This window comes from Pseudomonas oryzicola (assembly GCF_014269185.2).
In the GTDB taxonomy this organism is placed as follows: domain Bacteria; phylum Pseudomonadota; class Gammaproteobacteria; order Pseudomonadales; family Pseudomonadaceae; genus Aquipseudomonas; species Aquipseudomonas oryzicola.
In genome coordinates this window covers 1,372,948-1,392,566 of sequence record NZ_JABWRZ020000001.1, presented here as the reverse complement: position 1 = coordinate 1,392,566, position 19,619 = coordinate 1,372,948, and the positions used below count along the sequence as shown (strand labels likewise).

Sequence of the window (19,619 nt, the reverse complement as noted above, 5' to 3'; positions counted from 1 at the left end):
TCATGAATGCCGCCAAACGCCTGGAGATCTTTCGCAGGTTGCACGAAGACAACCCCGAGCCGAAGACCGAACTGGCCTACACTACCCCGTTCGAACTGCTGGTCGCCGTGACCCTGTCCGCGCAAGCCACCGACGTGGGCGTCAACAAGGCTACCGCTCGCCTGTTTCCGGTCGCCAACACTCCCGAAGCCATCCATGCCCTGGGTGTCGAAGGCCTGAGCGAGTACATCAAGACCATCGGCCTGTATAACAGCAAGGCGAAAAACGTCATCGAGGCCTGTCGGCTGCTGATCGAGCGCCACGGCGGCCAGGTACCGCAGACCCGCGAAGCGCTGGAGGCACTGCCTGGCGTAGGCCGCAAAACCGCCAACGTGGTGCTGAACACCGCGTTTCGCCAACCGACCATGGCGGTGGATACCCATATCTTCCGGGTCAGCAACCGCACAGGCATCGCGCCGGGCAAGACCGTGCTGGAAGTGGAAAAAAAGCTGATCAAGTTCGTCCCCAGGGAGTACCTGCTCGACGCCCACCACTGGCTGATCCTGCACGGGCGCTATGTGTGCCAGGCCCGTAAGCCACGCTGCGGCAGCTGCCGGATCGAAGATCTGTGCGAGTACAAGCACAAGACTTCAGACGATTGAGTCAATAGGCAAAAACCACCTGAAGCGATTGAAAAAATCTTTTTTACCAGCGTCTGCTTTCTGGTTATAAGGACGGCCAATGGCCCCTTGGCTTGGAGCGACTCATGAGTAGCGATAAAGACGACCTGTCGATCGAAGATGATTTTGTTGCCGCAGAGGATGAAGCGGAGCCCCCTGTGGAAAGCGCAAAGACCAACCTCAGCAAACGCCGCACCATTGACAACATGCTGGAAGAAAGGCGCCTGCAGAAACAACTGGCCGATTTCGACTACGACCTGTAGGCGCATGGCCCGCAGCGCTGGCAAAGCCTCCGGGGCGGAGGCTTTACGGCCTGCCGGTCAGCTCAACCCCTGACGTTGCGCCAGCTCGATCAGGTCGACCAGCGACCGCGCATTGAGCTTGAGCAACAGGCGTGATTTGTAGGTACTGACCGTCTTGTTGCTGAGGAACATGCTGTCGGCAATTTCCTTGTTCGAACGCCCTCTCGCCAACTGTTGCAACACTGTCATCTCGCGTGCCGAGAGGCGGTTGACCATATCCGTCTCGCTTCCCCCGCCCTTGCCACGTGAAACATGCAGGGCCTGGTTGGGGAAGTAGCTGTAGCCCGACAATACGGCCTTGATGGCGCTCAGCAGTTCCGTGAGTTCCTGCTGCTTGCACACATACCCTGCCGCCCCTGCCTGCATGCAACGCATAGAGAAATTGCCAGGCGCCTGCGACGTCAGTACCAGCACCTTGCTGCCGGGGCTGAAGGTGGTCATGCGGGCAATCACCTCCAGGCCGTCCAGTTTCGGAATACCGATATCCAGCACCACGATATCCGGCAGGTGCTGCCGTGTCAGTTGCAACGCTGCCACGCCGTTGTCGGTTTCCGCCACGACGTCATAACCATGCCGCTCCATCAGCATGCGCACGGCCAGGCGTATGACCGGATGATCATCCACGATAAGCACTTTATTCATGCGATATCCATTCATTGTTCTGCTTTGGCACGCCACGATAACCGACAGAACACCTGATGGCGCGAGGATTTGCCGAAGAAACAGATGAACAGATGAAACCTACAACACTTACAGAAATTTCTTACACATAACTACTACGCCTGTAACAACAAACTTCCTTAAAAAGGCGTAACGGTATTGCCCGTTTTTCCATGCGCCCCGTTCCAGGCCACTCTTTCCCTTGAAAAGCTTCAGCAAAGGCCTGCTGAACATACTCGCCACAGCGCGGGACAGCGTTGATTCCCCGCCCGGGAAACAGTCCAGTCTTTAGTTGAGCGACACAGTAAGACAACAATGGGGAAAACGCCGGAGACAGCCCTCATGCCCGAAAGACAACCTGTCGCCCCGCTGACGATCATTGCCATCTTCGCGGGGATCATCGAATCCTCCGCACTTGCTACCTTGCCGTTTCTCAGCGAAGCCAGCCAGAATCTCTACACCTGGTTTCTGGTGGGGTTTCCATTCTTTCTGACAGCGCTGTTCTTCCTGACACTCAACTTCAATTACAAGTCGTTCTACCGCCCATCGTCGGATAAAACGGCAAGCGACATGCCGCCTACGCCAGATACCAGGACGCTACCAAGCACACCTCGCGAAATCAGCGAGGCCGTCCATGCCGAGCCAGTCACGATCATGTTCTCCGGGCCCGATGCCTGTCAGTTGATGGAACAGCAACTTCGGCTTGTTCTTGCCCATCCCGTGCAAACACCCAAGACATGGCGCCTCTGCAACCTGGACAAACGCCAATGTGCCCAATTGTCGGTCAGCCCATTGGAAGAAGATGCGGTACCCCGAGGCGACTGAGGGTTTCAGGCCTCCATCAGGCCCAAAAAAAAACCCCGGCCAGGCCGGGGTTTTCATGGCATGCGCCAGCAATCAGAGCAGCGAACGGCCCTTGTTGGCGGCAATGCGCATACGCAGTGCGTTGAGCTTGATGAAGCCAGCAGCGTCCGCCTGGTTGTAGGCGCCGCCATCTTCCTCGAAGGTAGCGATGTTGGCATCGAACAGCGAGTCGTCCGACTTGCGGCCGACCACGGTGACATTGCCCTTGTACAGCTTCAGGCGCACCACGCCGTTCACGTTGACCTGCGAAGCGTCGATCATCTGCTGCAGCATCAGACGCTCCGGGCTCCACCAGTAGCCGGTGTAGATCAGGCTGGCGTACTTCGGCATCAGCTCATCCTTGAGGTGAGCGACTTCACGGTCCAGGGTGATCGACTCGATGGCACGGTGAGCCTTGAGCATGATGGTGCCGCCAGGGGTTTCGTAGCAACCACGCGACTTCATGCCGACGTAACGGTTCTCGACGATGTCGAGGCGGCCGATGCCGTTGGCACCACCAATACGGTTCAGGTCGGCCAGCACGGTAGCCGGGGTTTTCTCGACACCGTCGATGGCAACGATGTCACCGTTGCGGTAGGTCAGCTCGATGTAGGTCGCCTGGTCCGGGGCATTCTCAGGCGAGACGCTCCAGCGCCACATGTCTTCTTCGTGCTCGGTCCAGGTATCTTCCAGGACACCGCCTTCGTAGGAGATGTGCAGCAGGTTGGCGTCCATCGAGTACGGCGATTTCTTCTTGCCGTGACGTTCGATCGGAATACCGTGCTTCTCGGCATAGTCCATCAGCTTTTCGCGGGACAGCAGGTCCCACTCACGCCATGGGGCGATGACCTTGACACCTGGTTTCAGGGCGTAGGCACCCAGCTCGAAACGCACCTGGTCGTTACCCTTGCCGGTTGCGCCGTGGGAAATGGCGTCAGCACCGGTTTCGTTGGCAATTTCGATCAGGCGCTTGGCGATCAGCGGACGTGCGATGGAGGTACCCAGCAGGTACTCGCCTTCGTAGACGGTGTTGGCGCGGAACATCGGGAACACGAAATCGCGCACGAACTCTTCGCGCAGGTCGTCGATGTAGATCTCTTTAACGCCCATTGCCTGGGCCTTGGCGCGAGCCGGCTCGACCTCTTCGCCTTGACCCAGGTCAGCGGTGAAGGTCACCACTTCGCAGTTGTAGGTATCCTGCAGCCATTTGAGAATCACCGAAGTATCAAGGCCGCCGGAATACGCCAGTACGACCTTTTTTACGTCCGCCATGCCATCACTCCACGGGTTGTACGGAAAGGCGTTGATTCTAACGGCGTTGCAGATAAATTTACAGTGGGGCGACAGCTTCTGACGACAAAGCGACAGGAACTGTCGGAAGGGCGACGGGTATGCGATGGGAATCAGATCAGGGGTGCAGGATAGATGCCCAAGACGGTATCAGAACCCTGAAGCGCAAGGGTCAAAACAGGATCAGGGTGCCAAGGTGCATGCCTTGCCATGGTCAGCGCCGGCATGCCCTCCGGCGGCCAATCCGACCTCAGGGCGCCTTCGTCGCCGGCGCCCCCGAAACCGGCGCAGTAGCAGCCGGACTGGCTGGAGCCGGCGCCGCCTGCTCAACCACCTTTTCCGCTGGTTTCTCAACCACCGCCACCTTGTCCAGCTCGATGTTCACCCGGCGATTCCGCGCCCGGTTCGCCGCGCTGTTGTTCTTCGCCAGCGGGTAGCGCTCGCCATGGAAGCGCACCACAATCTGCTCTTCCGGCACGCCATGAGCCTTGAGGTAATCGGCCACCGCCAGTGCGCGGCGGCGCGACATGTCGCGGTTGGTCAGGCGGTTACCGCTATTGTCCGAGTGGCCGTTGAGCTCGACATGGTTCACTGTCGGGTCGGCCTTCATGTAGTCGAGAATCACATCCAGCCGCGCCTTGGCCGATTGATCCAGTTCGAAACCGCCGCCAGGGAAGCCTACCTGGGTCTGGCGCACCTGGTCATAGTTCATCGGCAGCAACTTGCCGGCACAGGCCTGGTAGTCACTGTAGGCCTTGGCAAAACTGACCGGCAGCACCCGCACTTCCATCGGCCTGCCCGCCTCGCCGGCATAATTGCGCACCACGGTACTGCGGCCGTCGAGCAGGCCATTGATCAGCCGACTGGCCTGGCCCTGCGACGAGCTGAACAACACGCCAGTGCGGGCCATGCGCACGCTGCCCAGATTGATGTCGCTGCGCCCGGGTTGCCACGGTGCGGCGGCTGCCAGCAAGCTAGCAGTACCGGCGCCCAGTGCGTTGCTGTCCGAGCGCAGCTGGAACACCGGCTGCTCGCCGGCACGGCGGACGAACTCACCACTGCCAAAGCCGTCGATCGGCTGCACCAGCCGGCATTCGAACTGGTCACCCTCGACCTTCCAGGCAATATTCTCCATGCGCGTCTGGAAGGTCAGCGCGCCGGCCGGCAGACTGGCGAACAGGGTCAATAGGGCTAGGTAACGCTGGCGCACGGGCGGCTCCACAAATTCTGACGGCTTACCTGCAGGCTATCGGACACCAGCCGGAAAACTTGATAGCCGTGCTCCACCCAGGGTTTTCCGGTAGCATTGGGGCTTGAGTTCGACCCGCCTGGAATCCCCAATGTCCGATCGCCTGACCCTCCTGCGTCCCGACGACTGGCACATCCATCTGCGCGATGGTGCCGTCCTGCCCCACACCGTTGGCGACGTGGCGCGTACCTTCGCCCGTGCCATCATCATGCCCAACCTGGTTCCACCGGTTCGCAATGCCGCCGAGGCCGGCGCCTACCGCGAGCGCATCCTCGCCGCCCGGCCGGCCGGCAGCCGCTTCGAGCCGCTGATGGTGCTGTACCTCACCGACCGCACCAGCCCCGAGGACATCCGCGCGGCCAAGGCCAGCGGCTTCGTGTATGCCGCCAAGCTGTACCCGGCCGGTGCTACTACCAACTCCGACTCGGGCGTGACCAGCATCGACAATATCTTCCCGGCCCTCGAGGCGCTGGCAGAAGTCGGCATGCCACTGTTGGTGCACGGCGAAGTGACGCGCAGCGAGATCGACGTGTTCGACCGCGAGAAGCGCTTCATCGACGAGCACATGCGCCGTGTGGTCGAGCGCTTCCCGACACTGAAAGTGGTGTTCGAGCACATCACCACCAGCGATGCCGCCCAGTTCGTCAGCGAGGCCCCGGCCAACGTCGGCGCCACCATCACCGCGCAACACCTGCTGTACAACCGCAACCACATGCTGGTTGGCGGCATTCGCCCGCACTTCTACTGCCTGCCGATCCTCAAGCGCAACACCCACCAGGTGGCGCTGCTGGACGCGGCCACCAGCGGCAACCCGAAGTTCTTCCTGGGTACCGACTCGGCCCCGCACGCCCGCCACGCCAAGGAAGCCGCCTGCGGTTGCGCCGGTTGCTACACCGCCTACGCGGCCATCGAGATGTACGCCGAAGCGTTCGAGCAACGTAATGCGCTGGACAAGCTGGAAGGCTTCGCCAGCCTGCACGGCCCGGCCTTCTATGGCCTGCCGGCGAACACCGACACCATTACCCTGGTTCGCGAAGAATGGACCGCCCCGGACAGCCTGCCGTTTGGCGAGCAGACCGTAGTCCCGCTGCGCGCCGGCGAAAAACTGCGCTGGCGCCTGCTGGAGGAAAACGCGTGAGCGAAGACCTCTACGAAGACGACCTCGATACCCAGGGCGGCAGCGGTTCGCGTCACCCGATGGCCGAACGCTTCCGTGGCTACCTGCCAGTCGTGGTGGACGTTGAAACCGGTGGTTTCAACAGCGCCACCGACGCCCTGCTGGAAATTGCCGCAGTCACAATCGGCATGGACGAAAAGGGTTTCCTGTTCCCAGAGCACACCTACTTCCACCGTGTTGAGCCCTTTGAAGGCGCCAACATCGAGCCGGCCGCACTGGAGTTCACCGGCATCAAGCTGGATCACCCGCTGCGCATGGCGGTGAGCGAGGAGAGCGCGCTGACCGACATCTTCCGCGGCGTACGCAAGGCGCTCAAGGCCAATGGCTGCAAGCGGGCGATTCTGGTAGGCCATAACAGCAGCTTCGACCTTGGCTTCCTCAATGCAGCAGTGATGCGCAACGACCTCAAGCGCAACCCGTTCCACCCATTCTCCAGCTTCGACACCGCTACCCTGGCGGGCCTGGCCTATGGCCAGACCGTACTGGCGCGCGCCTGCCAGAGCGCCGACATCGACTTTGACGGGCGTGAGGCGCACTCGGCCCGTTATGACACCGAGAAGACCGCCGAGCTGTTCTGCGGCATCGTCAACCGCTGGAAGGAAATGGGCGGCTGGCGCGACTTCAACGATTGATCCGAGGTCGTATTCGCGGCCGGCCCTACGAAGAGGCCGGTACAGCACGGCAAAAAAAAACCGGCCACCAGGGCCGGTTTTTTCATGCGCGTGGCAATTACAGCTTGCCAGCGTTCTCGCTCAGGTAGGCAGCAACGCCTTCTGGCGAAGCGTTCATGCCTTTGTCGCCTTTCTTCCAGTTGGCAGGGCAGACTTCGCCGTGCTCTTCGTGGAACTGCAGGGCGTCGACCAGGCGCAGCAGCTCGTCCATGTTACGGCCCAGTGGCAGGTCGTTGATGATCTGCGAACGGACAACACCGTTGGTGTCGATCAGGAAGGCGCCACGGAAGGCCACGCCGCCTTCGGACTCGACGTCGTAGGCTTTGCAGATTTCGTGGGTCATGTCGGCAGCCAGGGTGTACTTGACCTGACCGATACCGCCGTTGTTGACCGGAGTGTTACGCCAGGCGTTGTGGGTGAAGTGCGAGTCGATCGAAACACCGATCACTTCAACGTTGCGCGCCTGGAAATCAGGGATGCGGTTGTCCAGGGCGATCAGCTCGGACGGGCAGACGAAGGTGAAGTCCAGCGGGTAGAAGAACACCAGGCCGTACTTGCCCTTGATGGCCGAAGCCAGGTTGAAGCTGTCGACGATCTCGCCATTGCCCAGCACGGCCGGAACGGTGAAATCGGGGGCTTTCTTACCAACGAGTACGCTCATTGTAATCTCCTGATGAGGGTGAAAAACCGTTTGCCGGGCCAGACAGGCTGCCCGACATCCAACAAAGGCCATCCATCATACACGGCTTCTGGTGACAGGCCGACTCCAACGACGAAGCAACCGCCGGTCGCTCAAGCATGGCCCTTCCAGAAAGTCTTTTGACAAGCATTCTCATTAACATTAAGCTCCACACCATCGAGCCCAGCAACGATGGTCAGCCTCTATGTATGTGTGTCTTTGTGTCGGCGTTACCGACGGACAGATCCGCGATGCGATCTATGAAGGATGCTGCAGTTACAAGGAAGTGCGCGCCGCGACCAACGTCGCCAGCCAGTGTGGCAAATGCGCCTGCGTGGCCAAGCAGGTTGTTCGCGAGACCCTGACCGAGCTTCAGGTCAGCCAGGCAGCCCTGCCCTACCCGGTAGAATTTACCGCCGCCTGAAACCCAGAATGCAAAGAACCGGACCTTGTGTCCGGTTTTTTTATGCCCGAATTTCAATAAGTTAGCGTTCCAACGCGGTTCACAAACATTCTTATTCCTATTAATTTTCATTTATTATTCAATAACTTAGGTTTGACACACCTGGGTATCAGGCTCAAACTTCAGGGTATTGGCACACTTCTACAGGGCAGGAACCCGACATGAAAGGCGACGTAAGCGTCATCCAGCATCTCAACAAGATCCTCGGAAACGAGCTGGTCGCGATCAACCAGTACTTCCTGCACGCGCGCATGTACGAAGATTGGGGCCTGAACAAACTCGGCAAGCACGAGTACAAGGAATCCATCGACGAGATGAAGCACGCTGACAAACTGATCAAGCGTATTCTCTTCCTCGAAGGCATCCCCAACGTCCAGGACCTGGGCAAGCTGCTGATCGGCGAGCACACCAAAGAAATGCTCGAATGCGACCTGAAGATCGAACAGAAAGGCCTGGTCGACCTCAAGGCAGCCATCGCCCACTGCGAAACCGCTGGCGACTTCGGCTCGCGTGACATCCTCGAAGACATCCTCGAAGCCGAGGAAGAACACATCGACTGGCTGGAAACCCAGCTGGGGCTCATCGACAAGGTCGGTATCGAAAACTACCTGCAGTCGCAGATGGGCGAAGAATAAATATCCGGCGCATGAAAAAACCCGCACTCAGCGGGTTTTTTCATGCTTGCCGGAAAATCAGGCTTCAGAAGCCTTGGCCTTGGCAGCCGCGTCCTTGATCAGGGCCTGCAGCTCGCCCTTCTCGAACATTTCCAGCATGATGTCGCTACCGCCAACCAGCTCACCGGCTACCCACAGCTGCGGGAAAGTCGGCCAGTTGGCATATTTTGGCAGGTTGGCGCGAATTTCCGGGTTCTGCAGGATGTCGACGTAGGCGAACTTCTCGCCACAACCCATCACGGCCTGCGATGCACGCGCAGAGAAGCCACACTGCGGGGCATTCGGCGAGCCTTTCATGTAAAGCAGAATGGTGTTGTTGGCAATCTGCTCTTTGATCGTTTCGATGATATCCATGTAGCACCTCGGCTGAACTTTCCGACGCGATCGTCGGCACGGTGAGGCATTGTAACGGAAAGCCGAGCAGCATGCTCGGCCTTACCGTTCCCTACGCGGCCTCGATCTGCACGGGTACGCCATTGAGCGCTGCATTGCCGGAAACCCGGTCACGCAGGTGCTCGTCGGTGAGGTCGTTTGCGCTCACGCCTGGTTGCGCCCGGGCTACCTGCAGCTGCACGCCATGCCGCGCATGGCCAAAGCCATGGGGCAGGCTGACTACACCCGGCATGATGTCGTCACAAGCCTGAACTTCAACCTCCAGCGTGCCAGTGCGCGAACGAATACGTACTCGCTGGCCATCCTGCAATTGCCGCTGCTGCAGGTCCTGTGGATGCATCAGCAGTTGATGGCGCGGCTTGCCCTTCACCAGGCGGTGGAAGTTGTGCATCCACGAGTTGTTGCTGCGCACGTGACGGCGGCCGATCAGCAGCAGTTCGCCCGCTGTCGGTGCGGGCTGTTGCGCCAGGCGATGCAGGTCATCCAGCAGCACAGGCGGTGCTGCTTCGACCGCCTTGCTGGTGGTCGCCAGGCGCGCTGCAAGGTTGGCACGCAACGGCCCCAGGTCCAGGCCATGCGGGTGCTGGTCCAGTGTTGCCAGCGAAAGCTGCCAGGGCGTCGCTTCGCCATAGGGCCCCTTGCGCAAAGCCAGGTCAATCAGCTGCGCCGGCGTCTGGGTCGGTTTCAATTCAAGCCCGGCGCGCCTGGCAAACGCCTGGGCCAGGCCGACGAAGATCTCCCAGTCGTGCAACGCCCCCTCCGGTTTTGCCAGGATTGCCCGGTTGAAACGGGTCACGTTGCGCACCGCCAGCAGATTGAACGTGGTGTCGTAATGATCGTTTTCCAGCGCCGAGGTGGAAGGCAGGATCAGATCGGCATGGCGGGTCGTCTCGTTGATGTACAGGTCGATGCAGAGCATGAACTCCAGCCCTTCAAGTGCCGCATCCAGCTGGCGGCCGTTAGGCGTGGACAGCACCGGGTTGCCGGCTACCGTCACCAGGGCGCGCACCTGCCCATCGCCGGGTGTCAGCATTTCTTCGGCCAGGGCTGCCACGGGCAACTCGCCGCCGTATTCGGGCAAGCCCGACACGCGACTCTGCCAGGCGTTGAAATGGCCACCGGAGGTGCTCGCCACCAGGTCGACGGCAGGCTCGGTGCACAACGCACCGCCTTCACGGTCGAGATTGCCGGTCACCAGGTTGATCAACTGCACCAGCCAATGACAGAGGGTGCCGAACGCCTGAGTCGAAACGCCCATGCGGCCGTAACACACCGCCTTGTCGGCCGCCGCGAAATCCCGAGCCAACTGGCGAATGTCTGCTGCGGCAATGCCACAGTGCGCGCTCATGGCCTCGGCATTGAACGGCGCGATCGCTTCGCGCACCTGCTGCAGGCCTGCGACCGGCAAATGCGAGCCGCGCGCCAGGCCTTCTTCGAACAGGGTGTTGAGCAAGCCACACAACAGCGCCGCGTCCCCGCCTGGGCGGATGAACAGATGGCTGTCGGCCATCGCTGCTGTTTCGCTGCGGCGCGGGTCCACCACAACCAGGCGCCCGCCCCGGGCTTGCAAGGCATTCAGGCGTTTTTCCACGTCCGGCACCGTCATGATGCTGCCATTGGAGGCCAACGGATTGCCGCCGAGGATCAGCATGAAGCTGGTATGGTCGATATCCGGGATCGGCAACAGCAGGCCATGGCCATAGATCAGATGGCTGACCAGGTGTTGCGGCAGTTGGTCAACCGAGGTGGCAGAGAAGCGGTTGCGGGTCTTCAGCAAGCCGAGGAAGTAATTGCTGTGGGTCATCAAACCGTAGTTGTGCACGCTCGGGTTGCCCTGGTAGACCGCAACGGCATTGCGCCCATGGGCCTGCTGGATCGCCCACAACCTGTCGGCGGCCAGGGCAAAGGCCTCGTCCCAGCCGATGGCGAGCCAACGGTCACCGACCCGCTTGTGCGGCTGGCGCAGGCGGTCGGGGTCGTTCTGGATATCCTGCAGGGCCACTGCCTTGGGGCAGACATGGCCACGGCTGAATGGATCCTGCGGGTCGCCCTTGATCGAATGGATCTGCGCCCGTTCGCCGTCGTCATGGCTGACTTCGATGTTCAGCCCGCAGATCGCCTCGCACAGGTGACAGGCACGGTGATGCAGGGTCTTGGTCATGGCCGCCTCTGCCTTGTTGTAATGGACGAACCCCGACTATGCGCCCGGGCGCGCGCCCCCGACCAGCGCACTTCGCGATATGAATCCACCGACATCAGGCACACGATTTGCGACAGCCATTTGCCAACCTGCCAGCAAGCCGTGTACAACCCTCTGTAGCAAATAAAAAACAGCACTGTCCGTCGGTCAATACACCCCTTGCAACACCCTTTGGCGCTGAGCTGCTGTTTCCCCTCTTGGCTTCAGGCGACATTTACTTATAGTATTGCGCCTTTCCCTATTTCGTCCGCCTCCGTGCGGCTTACGCCGCAGGTCACTCCCGTTGTCAAAAAAACCATACGGTCGACCTGCATACCGTTGCAGATAAGGTAGTCAATCATGAGCGCTAGGCACTTTCTCTCCCTGCTGGACTTCACCACCGACGAATTGCTCGGTGTGATCCGCCGCGGCATCGAGCTGAAGGACCTGCGCAAGCGAGGCGTGCTGTTCGAGCCCCTGAAGAACCGCGTACTGGGCATGATCTTCGAGAAATCCTCGACGCGTACCCGGGTGTCGTTCGAGGCCGGCATGATCCAGCTCGGCGGCCAGGCCATCTTCCTTTCACCGCGCGACACCCAGCTGGGCCGTGGCGAGCCGATCGCCGACAGCGCCATCGTGCTGTCGAGCATGCTCGACGTGGTCATGATTCGTACCCATGCCCACAGCACCCTCACCGAATTCGCCGCCAATTCGCGCGTGCCGGTGATCAACGCCCTGTCCGACGAATCGCACCCGTGCCAATTGCTGGCCGACATGCAGACGTTCCTCGAACAGCGCGGGTCGATCCAGGGCAAGACCGTGGCCTGGATCGGTGACGGCTTCAACATGTGCAACTCGTATATCGAGGCGGCCAGGCAGTTCGATTTCCAGCTGCGCATCGCCTGCCCGCAAGGTTACGAACCGGACCCGCGCTTCATGGCTATCGGCGGCGACCACGTGCAGATCGTCCGCGACCCGAAGGAAGCCGTGCGCGGCGCTCATCTGGTTACCACCGATGTCTGGACTTCGATGGGCCAGGAGGAGGAAACTGCACGGCGCCTGGCGCATTTCGCGCCCTACCAGGTCACCCGCGAACTGCTCGACCTGGCGGCACCTGACGCCCTGTTCATGCACTGCCTGCCAGCCCATCGTGGCGAGGAAATCAGCCATGACCTGCTCGACGACCCACGTTCGGTCGCCTGGGACCAGGCTGAAAACCGCCTGCATGCACAGAAGGCCCTTCTCGAATTCCTTGTCGAACCGGCTTACCACCACGCATGAGTCAACCCTTACTGCTCAACCTGCGCAACCTCGCCTGCGGCTATGGCGACCAGCGCATCGTCCAGAACCTCAACCTGCACCTTAACGCAGGCGACATCGGTTGCCTGCTGGGTTCCTCCGGTTGTGGCAAGACCACCACCCTGCGCGCGATCGCCGGTTTCGAGCCGGTGCACGAGGGCGAAATCCAGCTGGCCGGCGAGGTCATTTCCCGGGCCGGGTTCACACTGGCCCCGGAAAAACGCCGCATCGGCATGGTTTTCCAGGACTACGCGCTATTCCCGCACCTGACCGTGGCCCAGAACATTGCCTTCGGCATCGCCAAGCACCCACGCCAGGCCGAAGTCATCGAAGAGATGCTCGAGCTGGTCAAGCTGGGCGGCCTGGGCGGGCGCTATCCGCATGAACTGTCCGGTGGGCAACAACAACGGGTCGCACTGGCCCGTGCATTGGCGCCCGAGCCACAATTGCTACTGCTCGACGAGCCGTTCTCCAACCTCGATGTGGAATTGCGTCGGCGCCTGAGCCATGAAGTTCGCGACATCCTCAAGAGTCGTGGCACCAGCGCCATCCTGGTTACCCATGATCAAGAGGAAGCCTTTGCCGTCAGCGACCAGGTCGGCGTGTTCAAGGAAGGCCGCCTGGAGCAATGGGATACGCCGTACAACCTTTACCACGAGCCGCAGACGCCATTCGTGGCCAGTTTCATCGGCCAGGGGTATTTCATCCGTGGGCAGATGAGCAGCCACGAGGCGGTCAATACCGAACTGGGTGAGCTGCGTGGCAACCGAGCCTACATCATGGCTCCGGGCAGTTCGGTGGATGTCCTGCTGCGCCCTGACGATATCGTGCATGCACCAGGCAGCGCACTGCAGGCCAATATCATCGGCAAGAGTTTCCTGGGGGCGTCGACGCTCTACCGCCTGCAACTGCCCACCGGCAGCCAGCTCGAAGCGATCTTCCCCAGCCATAGCGACCACCAGGTCGGTGACGATGTGGGGATCGCGGTGAAGGCCGACCACCTGGTGCTGTTCCCGGTACCGGGCAGTGTGGCGGCGCAGTTGCCGCAGCAGGACAATGGTGTCCGCCGCTACAGTTCGGCGACCTGATTCGAATCCTCGGGGGCCGCTTTGCGGCCCATAGCGACACAAGGCCACTCCTCCAGGCGATCGCGCCCGCTATAAGAGCGGCCTGGTATCGTGATGGGCTGCGCAGCAGCCGCAAAATCTCAGCCCCGACCGATACCGGCAAACTTGCCCTGGGTATATTCGGCCAGTACCGCCGCCGCCAATTCCACTTCCAGCCCACGCCGCCCAGCACTGACATGGATGGTCGCAAACTGCTGCGCCGAGTCATCGATAAAGGTCCGCAGGCGCTTCTTCTGCCCCAACGGGCTGATGCCACCCACCAGATAGCCGGTGGCACGCTGTGCCACCGCCGGGTCGGCCATCTCGCACTTCTTCACCCCGGCGGCATGGGCCAGAGCCTTGAGGTCCAGGGTGCCGACCACGGGCACCACGGCCACCAGCAACTCGCCTTTCTCGCTGCTCGCCAGCAAGGTCTTGAACACCTGCTGCGGGTCGAGCCCGAGTTTTTCCGCCGCTTCCAGGCCGTAGGACGCCGACTTTGGGTCATGTTCGTAACTGTGCACACGGTGTTCCGCGCGGTGTTTCTTCAACAGGTCTAGGGCGGGGGTCATGCAGGGGCTCCGGTCGAGACGGCTCGGCGGCTACTTTAGGGCAATTCCCGCAGCGCAGCCAGCGTATGGCGAACGCGACCGTCTAGCACGGTGTCCGCACCTCAAACAAGCGGCCAAATCGTGACTTGCCGTTCACTTTCGACCTTTGACATCAGCGTTTCTTGTCTATATTTTTTCGTTTCTGAATAAGTGATGCACTTTTAAGGTGCGTTTCCCATATCGGCCCGGATTCAATGGGGATCGACTCCGGGCTTTGCTGTCGAGCGCCAAGCGCCTCACAACAAAACAAAAACGAGGTCATACATGACGACTGCTCTACGCCAACCCACGCTGTCCAGCCAATGCCTGGCCGAATTCCTCGGCACCGCCCTGCTCATCTTCTTCGGTACTGGCTGCGTCGCCGCGCTCAAGGTCGCGGGTGCCAGCTTCGGCCTATGGGAAATCAGTATCATCTGGGGCGTGGGCGTCAGCATGGCGATCTACCTCACCGCCGGCATTTCCGGCGCGCACCTGAACCCGGCGGTGAGCATCGCCCTCACCCTGTTCGCCGGTTTCGACAAGCGCAAACTGCCCTTCTACATGCTGGCCCAGGTTTGCGGCGCATTCTGTGGTGCGGCGCTGGTCTATAGCCTGTACAGCAACCTGTTCTTCGATTTCGAACAGGCCCATGCCATGTTGCGCGGTAGCGAAGCCAGCCTCGAACTGGCCTCGGTGTTCTCCACCTACCCGCACCCATCGCTGTCCACCGGCCAGGCGTTCCTCGTCGAAGTGATCATCACCGCCATCCTGATGGCCGTGATCATGGCCCTGACCGACGACAGCAACGGCCTGCCACGTGGTGCCATGGCTCCGCTGCTGATCGGCCTGCTGATCGCCGTCATCGGCAGTGCCATGGGCCCGCTGACCGGCTTCGCCATGAACCCGGCCCGCGATTTCGGGCCAAAACTCATGACGTTCCTGGCCGGTTGGGGCGAAATCGCCTTCACTGGCGGTCGGGACATGCCTTATTTCCTGGTTCCGGTGTTCGCACCAATACTCGGCGCCTGCGCGGGCGCCGCGGCCTATCGCGGCCTTATCGCCCGTAACCTGCCGATGGCAGCCGCCGTGAACCCTGAGACAAACGACAATCGCCAGGGCGATACTCAAGTCAATTGATGACGGCATCACGCCCCGCCCTGAACCCCTAATTGCGCAAGGCCTACGACCATGACAGACACCCAGGATAAGAACTACATCATCGCCCTGGACCAGGGTACCACCAGTTCGCGGGCCATCATTTTCGACCGCGACGCCAACGTGGTGGGTACCTCCCAGCGCGAGTTCGCCCAGCACTACCCGCAGGCAGGCTGGGTCGAACACGACCCGATGGAAATCTTCGCCACGCAGAGCGCGACCATGGTCGAGGCGCTGGCCCAAGCCGGCATCAGCCATGCCCAGGTGGCTGCGCTGGGCATCACCAACCAGCGCGAAACCACGGTCGTGTGGGACAAGGAAACCGGTCGCCCGGTATACAACGCCATTGTCTGGCAGTGCCGCCGCAGCACCGAGATCTGCGCCCAGCTCAAGCGCGACGGCCATGAGGACTACATCCGCCAAGCCACAGGCCTGGTCACCGACCCGTATTTCTCCGGCACCAAGCTCAAGTGGATCCTCGACAATGTCGAGGGTGCCCGCGAACGCGCCGAGCGCGGCGAGCTGTTGTTCGGCACCGTCGATACCTGGCTGATCTGGAAGTTCTCGGGCGGCAAGGTGCATGTCACCGACTACACCAACGCCTCGCGCACGCTGATGTTCAACATCCACAGCCTGCAATGGGACGACCGGCTGCTGGAGATCCTCGGCATTCCGCGGCAGATGCTGCCCGAGGTACGCCCGTCTTCGGAAGTATACGGCCACACCAAGAGCGGCATCGCGATTGCCGGTATCGCCGGCGATCAGCAATCGGCACTGTTTGGCCAGATGTGCGTAGAGCCGGGCCAGGCCAAGAATACCTATGGCACCGGCTGTTTCCTGCTGATGAATACCGGCAGCCAGGCAGTGAAGTCGTCCCATGGCCTGCTCACCACCATCGCCTGCGGCCCGCGCGGGGAAGTGGCCTATGCCCTTGAGGGCGCGGTGTTCAACGGTGGTTCCACCGTGCAGTGGCTGCGTGACGAGCTGAAAATCGTCAACGACGCACTGGACACCGAGTACTTCGCCAGCAAGGTCAAGGACAGCAACGGTGTATATCTGGTGCCAGCCTTCACCGGCCTGGGCGCACCGTACTGGGACCCGTATGCGCGTGGCGCACTGTTCGGCCTGACCCGTGGCGTGAAGGTGGATCACATCATCCGCGCCGCGCTGGAATCGATCGCCTACCAGACCCGCGACGTGCTTGACGCCATGCAGCAGGCCTGCGGCCAGCGCCTTTCCGAACTACGCGTGGACGGAGGCGCTGTGGCCAACAACTTCCTCATGCAGTTCCAGGCCGACATCCTTGGCACTTGCGTGGAACGCCCGAAAATGCGCGAAACCACCGCGTTGGGTGCGGCCTACCTGGCGGGCCTGGCCTGTGGTTTCTGGAGCGGCCTGGATGAGTTGCGCGACAAGGCGATCATCGAGCGTGAATTCAGCCCGCAGCTGGACGAAGTGCAGAAAGAGAAGCTGTATGCCGGCTGGAAAAAGGCGGTCGAGCGCACTCGCGACTGGGAAGACCACGAGGCTTGATTGCGCATCAAAGGGTGCCGCCGTCGCGGTCTCTGCAAGAGCGGCCTTGTGCCGCATTAGGGACGCGAAGCGGCCACACCCCTTCAGCTTCTGCTGGCAGGGCCGCTTTGCGGCCCTGTCGCGACCCAAGGCCGCCCCTATAGGCTACTGGTCGTAGTCCGCGTCCTACGGCATCATTGCAGCATTTGTCCGGCAGCCCCAAAGGACCGCCCATGAATCTGCCCCCCCGCCAGCAACAAATTCTCGAACTGGTGCGCGAGCGTGGTTACGTCAGTATCGAAGAAATGGCGCAGCTGTTCGTCGTCACTCCGCAGACTATCCGCCGTGATATCAATCAGCTTGCCGAGCTCAACCTGCTGCGCCGTTACCATGGCGGCGCGGCCTATGATTCGAGTATCGAGAACACCGCCTATGCGATGCGCGCCGACCAGATGCGCGACGAGAAGCAACGCATCGCCGAAGCCGTGGCCCGGCAGATCCCCGACCATGCCTCGCTGTTCATCAACATCGGCACCACCACCGAATCCATCGCCCGGGCGCTGCTCAACCACAACCACCTGAAAGTCATCACCAACAACCTGCATGTCGCCGCCATCCTTGCCGCCAAGGATGATTTCGAAGTGCTGGTGGCCGGGGGCACGGTGCGTCGCGACGGTGGCGTGGTTGGCCAGGCCAGTGTCGACTTCATCAACCAGTTCAAGGTCGACTTTGCCCTGGTAGGCATCAGCGGCATCGACGAAGACGGCAGCCTGCTCGACTTCGACTACCAGGAAGTGCGGGTCTCCCAGGCGATCATCGCCAATGCCCGCCAGGTGATCCTCGCCGCCGACTCCAGCAAGTTCGGGCGCAACGCCATGGTTCGCCTGGGCTCGATCAGCCTGGTCGATTGCCTGGTCACCGACCAGACACCTACCCCCGCCCTCACCCAGTTGCTCAACCAATACAAGATCCGCCTCGAGGTGGTCTGAGCCGCCAGCGGGCTGTGCAAGGGCCCGCCATTTTCGTAAATGTTCACTTCATTGTCATCTGATCAGTTTTTTCTATAAAGACTGACTGGCGACTGGCGTTCTATTGCGCTAGTATTTTCGAAAACGAACATCAATGTTCATATTCGATGTGAACAGCGCCCAGGAGGCCTTGCCCGTGTCCCAGCCCGTTTCGTCTCAGCCCCCACTCGCCGACTGCTATGACCTCGCCGTGATCGGTGGCGGCATCAATGGCGTGGGCATCGCTGCCGACGCCGCCGGGCGCGGCCTCAAGGTATTCCTCTGCGAAAAGGACGACCTGGCCCAGCACACCTCCTCGGCCAGCAGCAAATTGATCCACGGCGGCTTGCGCTACCTGGAACACTATGAATTCCGCCTGGTGCGTGAAGCGCTGGCCGAGCGCGAAGTGCTGCTGGCAAAGGCCCCGCACATCGTCAGGCCGATGCGTTTCGTGCTCCCCCACCGCCCACACTTGCGCCCGACCTGGATGATCCGCGCCGGCCTGTTCCTTTATGACCACCTGGGCAAGCGCAAGCGCCTGGGTGCATCGCGCAGCCTGCGCTTCGGCCCGGGCTACCCACTCAAGCCGGCCATCACCCGCGGTTTCGAGTATGCCGATTGCGCCGTCGATGACGCCCGCCTGGTAGTGCTGAACGCCATGGCTGCGCGCGAACGCGGCGCGCATATCCACACCCATACCCGCTGCTTGCGCGCCGAGCGCGTGGACGGCCTGTGGCAGGTACATCTGCAACACGCCGACGGCAGTCTGCAGAGCATTCGTGCCCGTGCCCTGGTCAACGCCGCAGGCCCATGGGTTGCCAGCTTCATCAAGGATGACCTGAAGCTCGAAGCCCCTTACGGCATCCGCCTGATCCAGGGCAGCCACATCATCGTGCCGCGCCTGTACGAAGGCGAACACGCCTATATTCTGCAGAACGAAGACCAGCGGATCGTGTTCTGCATTCCATATCTGGAACGCTTCACCCTGATCGGCACCACCGACCGCGAATACAGCGGCGACCCGGCCAAGGTGGCAATTACCGAACAAGAGACCGACTACCTGCTGAAAGTGGTCAACGAGCACTTCAATCATCAACTCGGTCGCAGCGATATCGTGCACAGTTACTCCGGCGTTCGCCCGCTGTGTAATGACGAATCTGACAACCCTTCGGCAGTGACCCGCGACTACACCCTGGCGTTGTCCGCCAGCGAAGGCCAGGCACCGTTACTGTCAGTGTTCGGCGGCAAGCTGACCACCTACCGCAAGTTGGCCGAATCGGCCATGGCCGAACTCAAGCCACATTTTCCGCAGATGCGTGGCAGCTGGACGGCCCATGCGCCGCTGCCGGGTGGTGAAAACATGACGAGCGTACAAGCGCTGGTGGATGCCGTACTGGCGCGCTGCGGCTGGCTGCCTGTAGACATTGCCAAACGCTGGGCACTTACCTATGGCTACCGCGTGTGGCAATTGCTCGACGGTGTGCATGGGCCGGAAGACTTGGGCCAGCCACTCGGCGGCGGGTTGTTCGGCCGCGAGGTGGAATACCTGTGCGATCAGGAGTGGGCGTGCGACGCCGACGATATCCTCTGGCGTCGCACCAAGCTGGGGCTGTTCACCAGCGCGAATGAACAGCAATTGCTTAAGGATTACCTGCAGCAGCGCGCGCAAAATCAGGCCCGCGTCCAGGCAGCCTGACGGTACATGCCTCGT

Annotated in this window: 20 protein-coding genes; 13 read left to right on the top strand and 7 right to left on the bottom strand. The window is 61.1% G+C overall.

All coding sequences use genetic code 11. The features are described 5' to 3' along the window. Window positions 1-2 precede the first annotated feature (2 nt). Together nth and HU760_RS06315 are read left to right on the top strand one after the other, a co-directional pair. Window positions 3-641, top strand: coding sequence for an endonuclease III (gene nth, locus HU760_RS06320; protein ID WP_186677723.1), 639 nt, complete (start codon window positions 3-5; stop codon window positions 639-641). A gap of 104 nt (window positions 642-745) precedes the next feature. Next, window positions 746-922: a PA3496 family putative envelope integrity protein gene (locus HU760_RS06315; protein ID WP_186677722.1), complete on the top strand. Its 177-nt coding sequence runs from the start codon at window positions 746-748 to the stop codon at window positions 920-922. Window positions 923-979: 57 nt separating this feature from the next. Here HU760_RS06315 and HU760_RS06310 read toward each other — a convergent pair whose 3' ends face one another. After that, on the bottom strand, window positions 980-1,603 hold the full coding sequence (locus HU760_RS06310) for a response regulator transcription factor (protein ID WP_186677721.1): 624 nt from the start codon (window positions 1,601-1,603) through the stop codon (window positions 980-982). A gap of 360 nt (window positions 1,604-1,963) precedes the next feature. Here HU760_RS06310 and HU760_RS06305 point away from each other — a divergent pair, with 360 nt between their 5' ends. Continuing rightward, on the top strand, window positions 1,964-2,446 hold the full coding sequence (locus tag HU760_RS06305; RefSeq protein ID WP_186677719.1) for a hypothetical protein: 483 nt from the start codon (window positions 1,964-1,966) through the stop codon (window positions 2,444-2,446). 72 nt (window positions 2,447-2,518) lie between these two features. On the opposite strand, the gene HU760_RS06300 is transcribed toward HU760_RS06305, so the two are convergent. Further along, complete coding sequence (locus tag HU760_RS06300) at window positions 2,519-3,736, bottom strand: argininosuccinate synthase (RefSeq protein ID WP_013973956.1); 1,218 nt, start codon at window positions 3,734-3,736, stop codon at window positions 2,519-2,521. A 268-nt stretch (window positions 3,737-4,004) separates the two neighbouring features. Continuing rightward, window positions 4,005-4,964 carry a flagellar protein MotY gene (locus tag HU760_RS06295; RefSeq protein ID WP_186677717.1) on the bottom strand — a complete coding sequence of 320 codons (960 nt, stop codon included), beginning with the start codon at window positions 4,962-4,964 and terminating at the stop codon, window positions 4,005-4,007. 130 nt (window positions 4,965-5,094) lie between these two features. Between HU760_RS06295 and pyrC the strand changes: the two genes are divergently transcribed. Both pyrC and rnt read left to right on the top strand, forming a co-directional pair. Beyond that, window positions 5,095-6,141, top strand: a complete 1,047-nt coding sequence (gene pyrC, locus HU760_RS06290; protein WP_186677715.1) for a dihydroorotase — start codon at window positions 5,095-5,097, stop codon at window positions 6,139-6,141. Between the two features lie 59 nt (window positions 6,142-6,200). After that, window positions 6,201-6,812: a ribonuclease T gene (gene rnt / locus HU760_RS06285; RefSeq protein ID WP_225932836.1), complete on the top strand. Its 612-nt coding sequence runs from the start codon at window positions 6,201-6,203 to the stop codon at window positions 6,810-6,812. 97 nt (window positions 6,813-6,909) lie between these two features. Here rnt and HU760_RS06280 read toward each other — a convergent pair whose 3' ends face one another. After that, window positions 6,910-7,512: a peroxiredoxin gene (locus tag HU760_RS06280; protein WP_012273884.1), complete on the bottom strand. Its 603-nt coding sequence runs from the start codon at window positions 7,510-7,512 to the stop codon at window positions 6,910-6,912. Between the two features lie 223 nt (window positions 7,513-7,735). Here HU760_RS06280 and HU760_RS06275 point away from each other — a divergent pair, with 223 nt between their 5' ends. Both HU760_RS06275 and bfr read left to right on the top strand, forming a co-directional pair. Next, complete coding sequence (locus HU760_RS06275; RefSeq protein ID WP_003254947.1) at window positions 7,736-7,954, top strand: bacterioferritin-associated ferredoxin; 219 nt, start codon at window positions 7,736-7,738, stop codon at window positions 7,952-7,954. Between the two features lie 200 nt (window positions 7,955-8,154). Then, window positions 8,155-8,628 carry a bacterioferritin gene (bfr, locus tag HU760_RS06270; protein ID WP_170031926.1) on the top strand — a complete coding sequence of 158 codons (474 nt, stop codon included), beginning with the start codon at window positions 8,155-8,157 and terminating at the stop codon, window positions 8,626-8,628. 57 nt (window positions 8,629-8,685) lie between these two features. On the opposite strand, the gene grxD is transcribed toward bfr, so the two are convergent. Continuing rightward, entirely contained in the window at window positions 8,686-9,021 is a 336-nt protein-coding gene (gene grxD / locus HU760_RS06265; RefSeq protein ID WP_186677711.1) for a Grx4 family monothiol glutaredoxin, read from the bottom strand. 91 nt (window positions 9,022-9,112) lie between these two features. Further along, the gene (locus HU760_RS06260; RefSeq protein WP_186677709.1) at window positions 9,113-11,221 is read right to left on the bottom strand and encodes a molybdopterin-dependent oxidoreductase; all 2,109 of its coding nucleotides are present in this window, start codon (window positions 11,219-11,221) and stop codon (window positions 9,113-9,115) included. 378 nt (window positions 11,222-11,599) lie between these two features. On the opposite strand from HU760_RS06260, the gene argF reads away from it, so the two are divergent. Together argF and HU760_RS06250 are read left to right on the top strand one after the other, a co-directional pair. Next, a complete protein-coding gene (gene argF / locus HU760_RS06255) occupies window positions 11,600-12,520 on the top strand; it encodes an ornithine carbamoyltransferase (protein WP_186677708.1) in 921 nt (306 codons plus the stop codon). Continuing rightward, entirely contained in the window at window positions 12,517-13,626 is a 1,110-nt protein-coding gene (locus tag HU760_RS06250) for an ABC transporter ATP-binding protein (RefSeq protein ID WP_186677706.1), read from the top strand. The genes argF and HU760_RS06250 overlap by 4 nt, the downstream gene beginning before the upstream one ends. 119 nt (window positions 13,627-13,745) lie before the next feature. Here the strand turns inward: HU760_RS06250 and ybaK are convergent, their stop codons facing one another. Beyond that, window positions 13,746-14,216 (bottom strand): Cys-tRNA(Pro) deacylase, encoded by a 471-nt coding sequence (gene ybaK / locus HU760_RS06245; RefSeq protein WP_170031938.1) that lies wholly within the window; start codon window positions 14,214-14,216, stop codon window positions 13,746-13,748. Between the two features lie 303 nt (window positions 14,217-14,519). Between ybaK and HU760_RS06240 the strand changes: the two genes are divergently transcribed. The 4 genes from HU760_RS06240 to glpD all read left to right on the top strand — a co-directional run bounded on the left by HU760_RS06240 (window position 14,520) and on the right by glpD (window position 19,604). Beyond that, window positions 14,520-15,371: an MIP/aquaporin family protein gene (locus HU760_RS06240; RefSeq protein WP_186677705.1), complete on the top strand. Its 852-nt coding sequence runs from the start codon at window positions 14,520-14,522 to the stop codon at window positions 15,369-15,371. A 51-nt stretch (window positions 15,372-15,422) separates the two neighbouring features. Beyond that, on the top strand, window positions 15,423-16,922 hold the full coding sequence (gene glpK, locus HU760_RS06235) for a glycerol kinase GlpK (protein ID WP_186677704.1): 1,500 nt from the start codon (window positions 15,423-15,425) through the stop codon (window positions 16,920-16,922). Window positions 16,923-17,134: 212 nt separating this feature from the next. Further along, window positions 17,135-17,890: a DNA-binding transcriptional repressor GlpR gene (gene glpR / locus HU760_RS06230; protein WP_186677703.1), complete on the top strand. Its 756-nt coding sequence runs from the start codon at window positions 17,135-17,137 to the stop codon at window positions 17,888-17,890. A gap of 175 nt (window positions 17,891-18,065) precedes the next feature. After that, a complete protein-coding gene (gene glpD / locus HU760_RS06225) occupies window positions 18,066-19,604 on the top strand; it encodes a glycerol-3-phosphate dehydrogenase (protein ID WP_186677702.1) in 1,539 nt (512 codons plus the stop codon). Window positions 19,605-19,619: the final 15 nt, after the last annotated feature.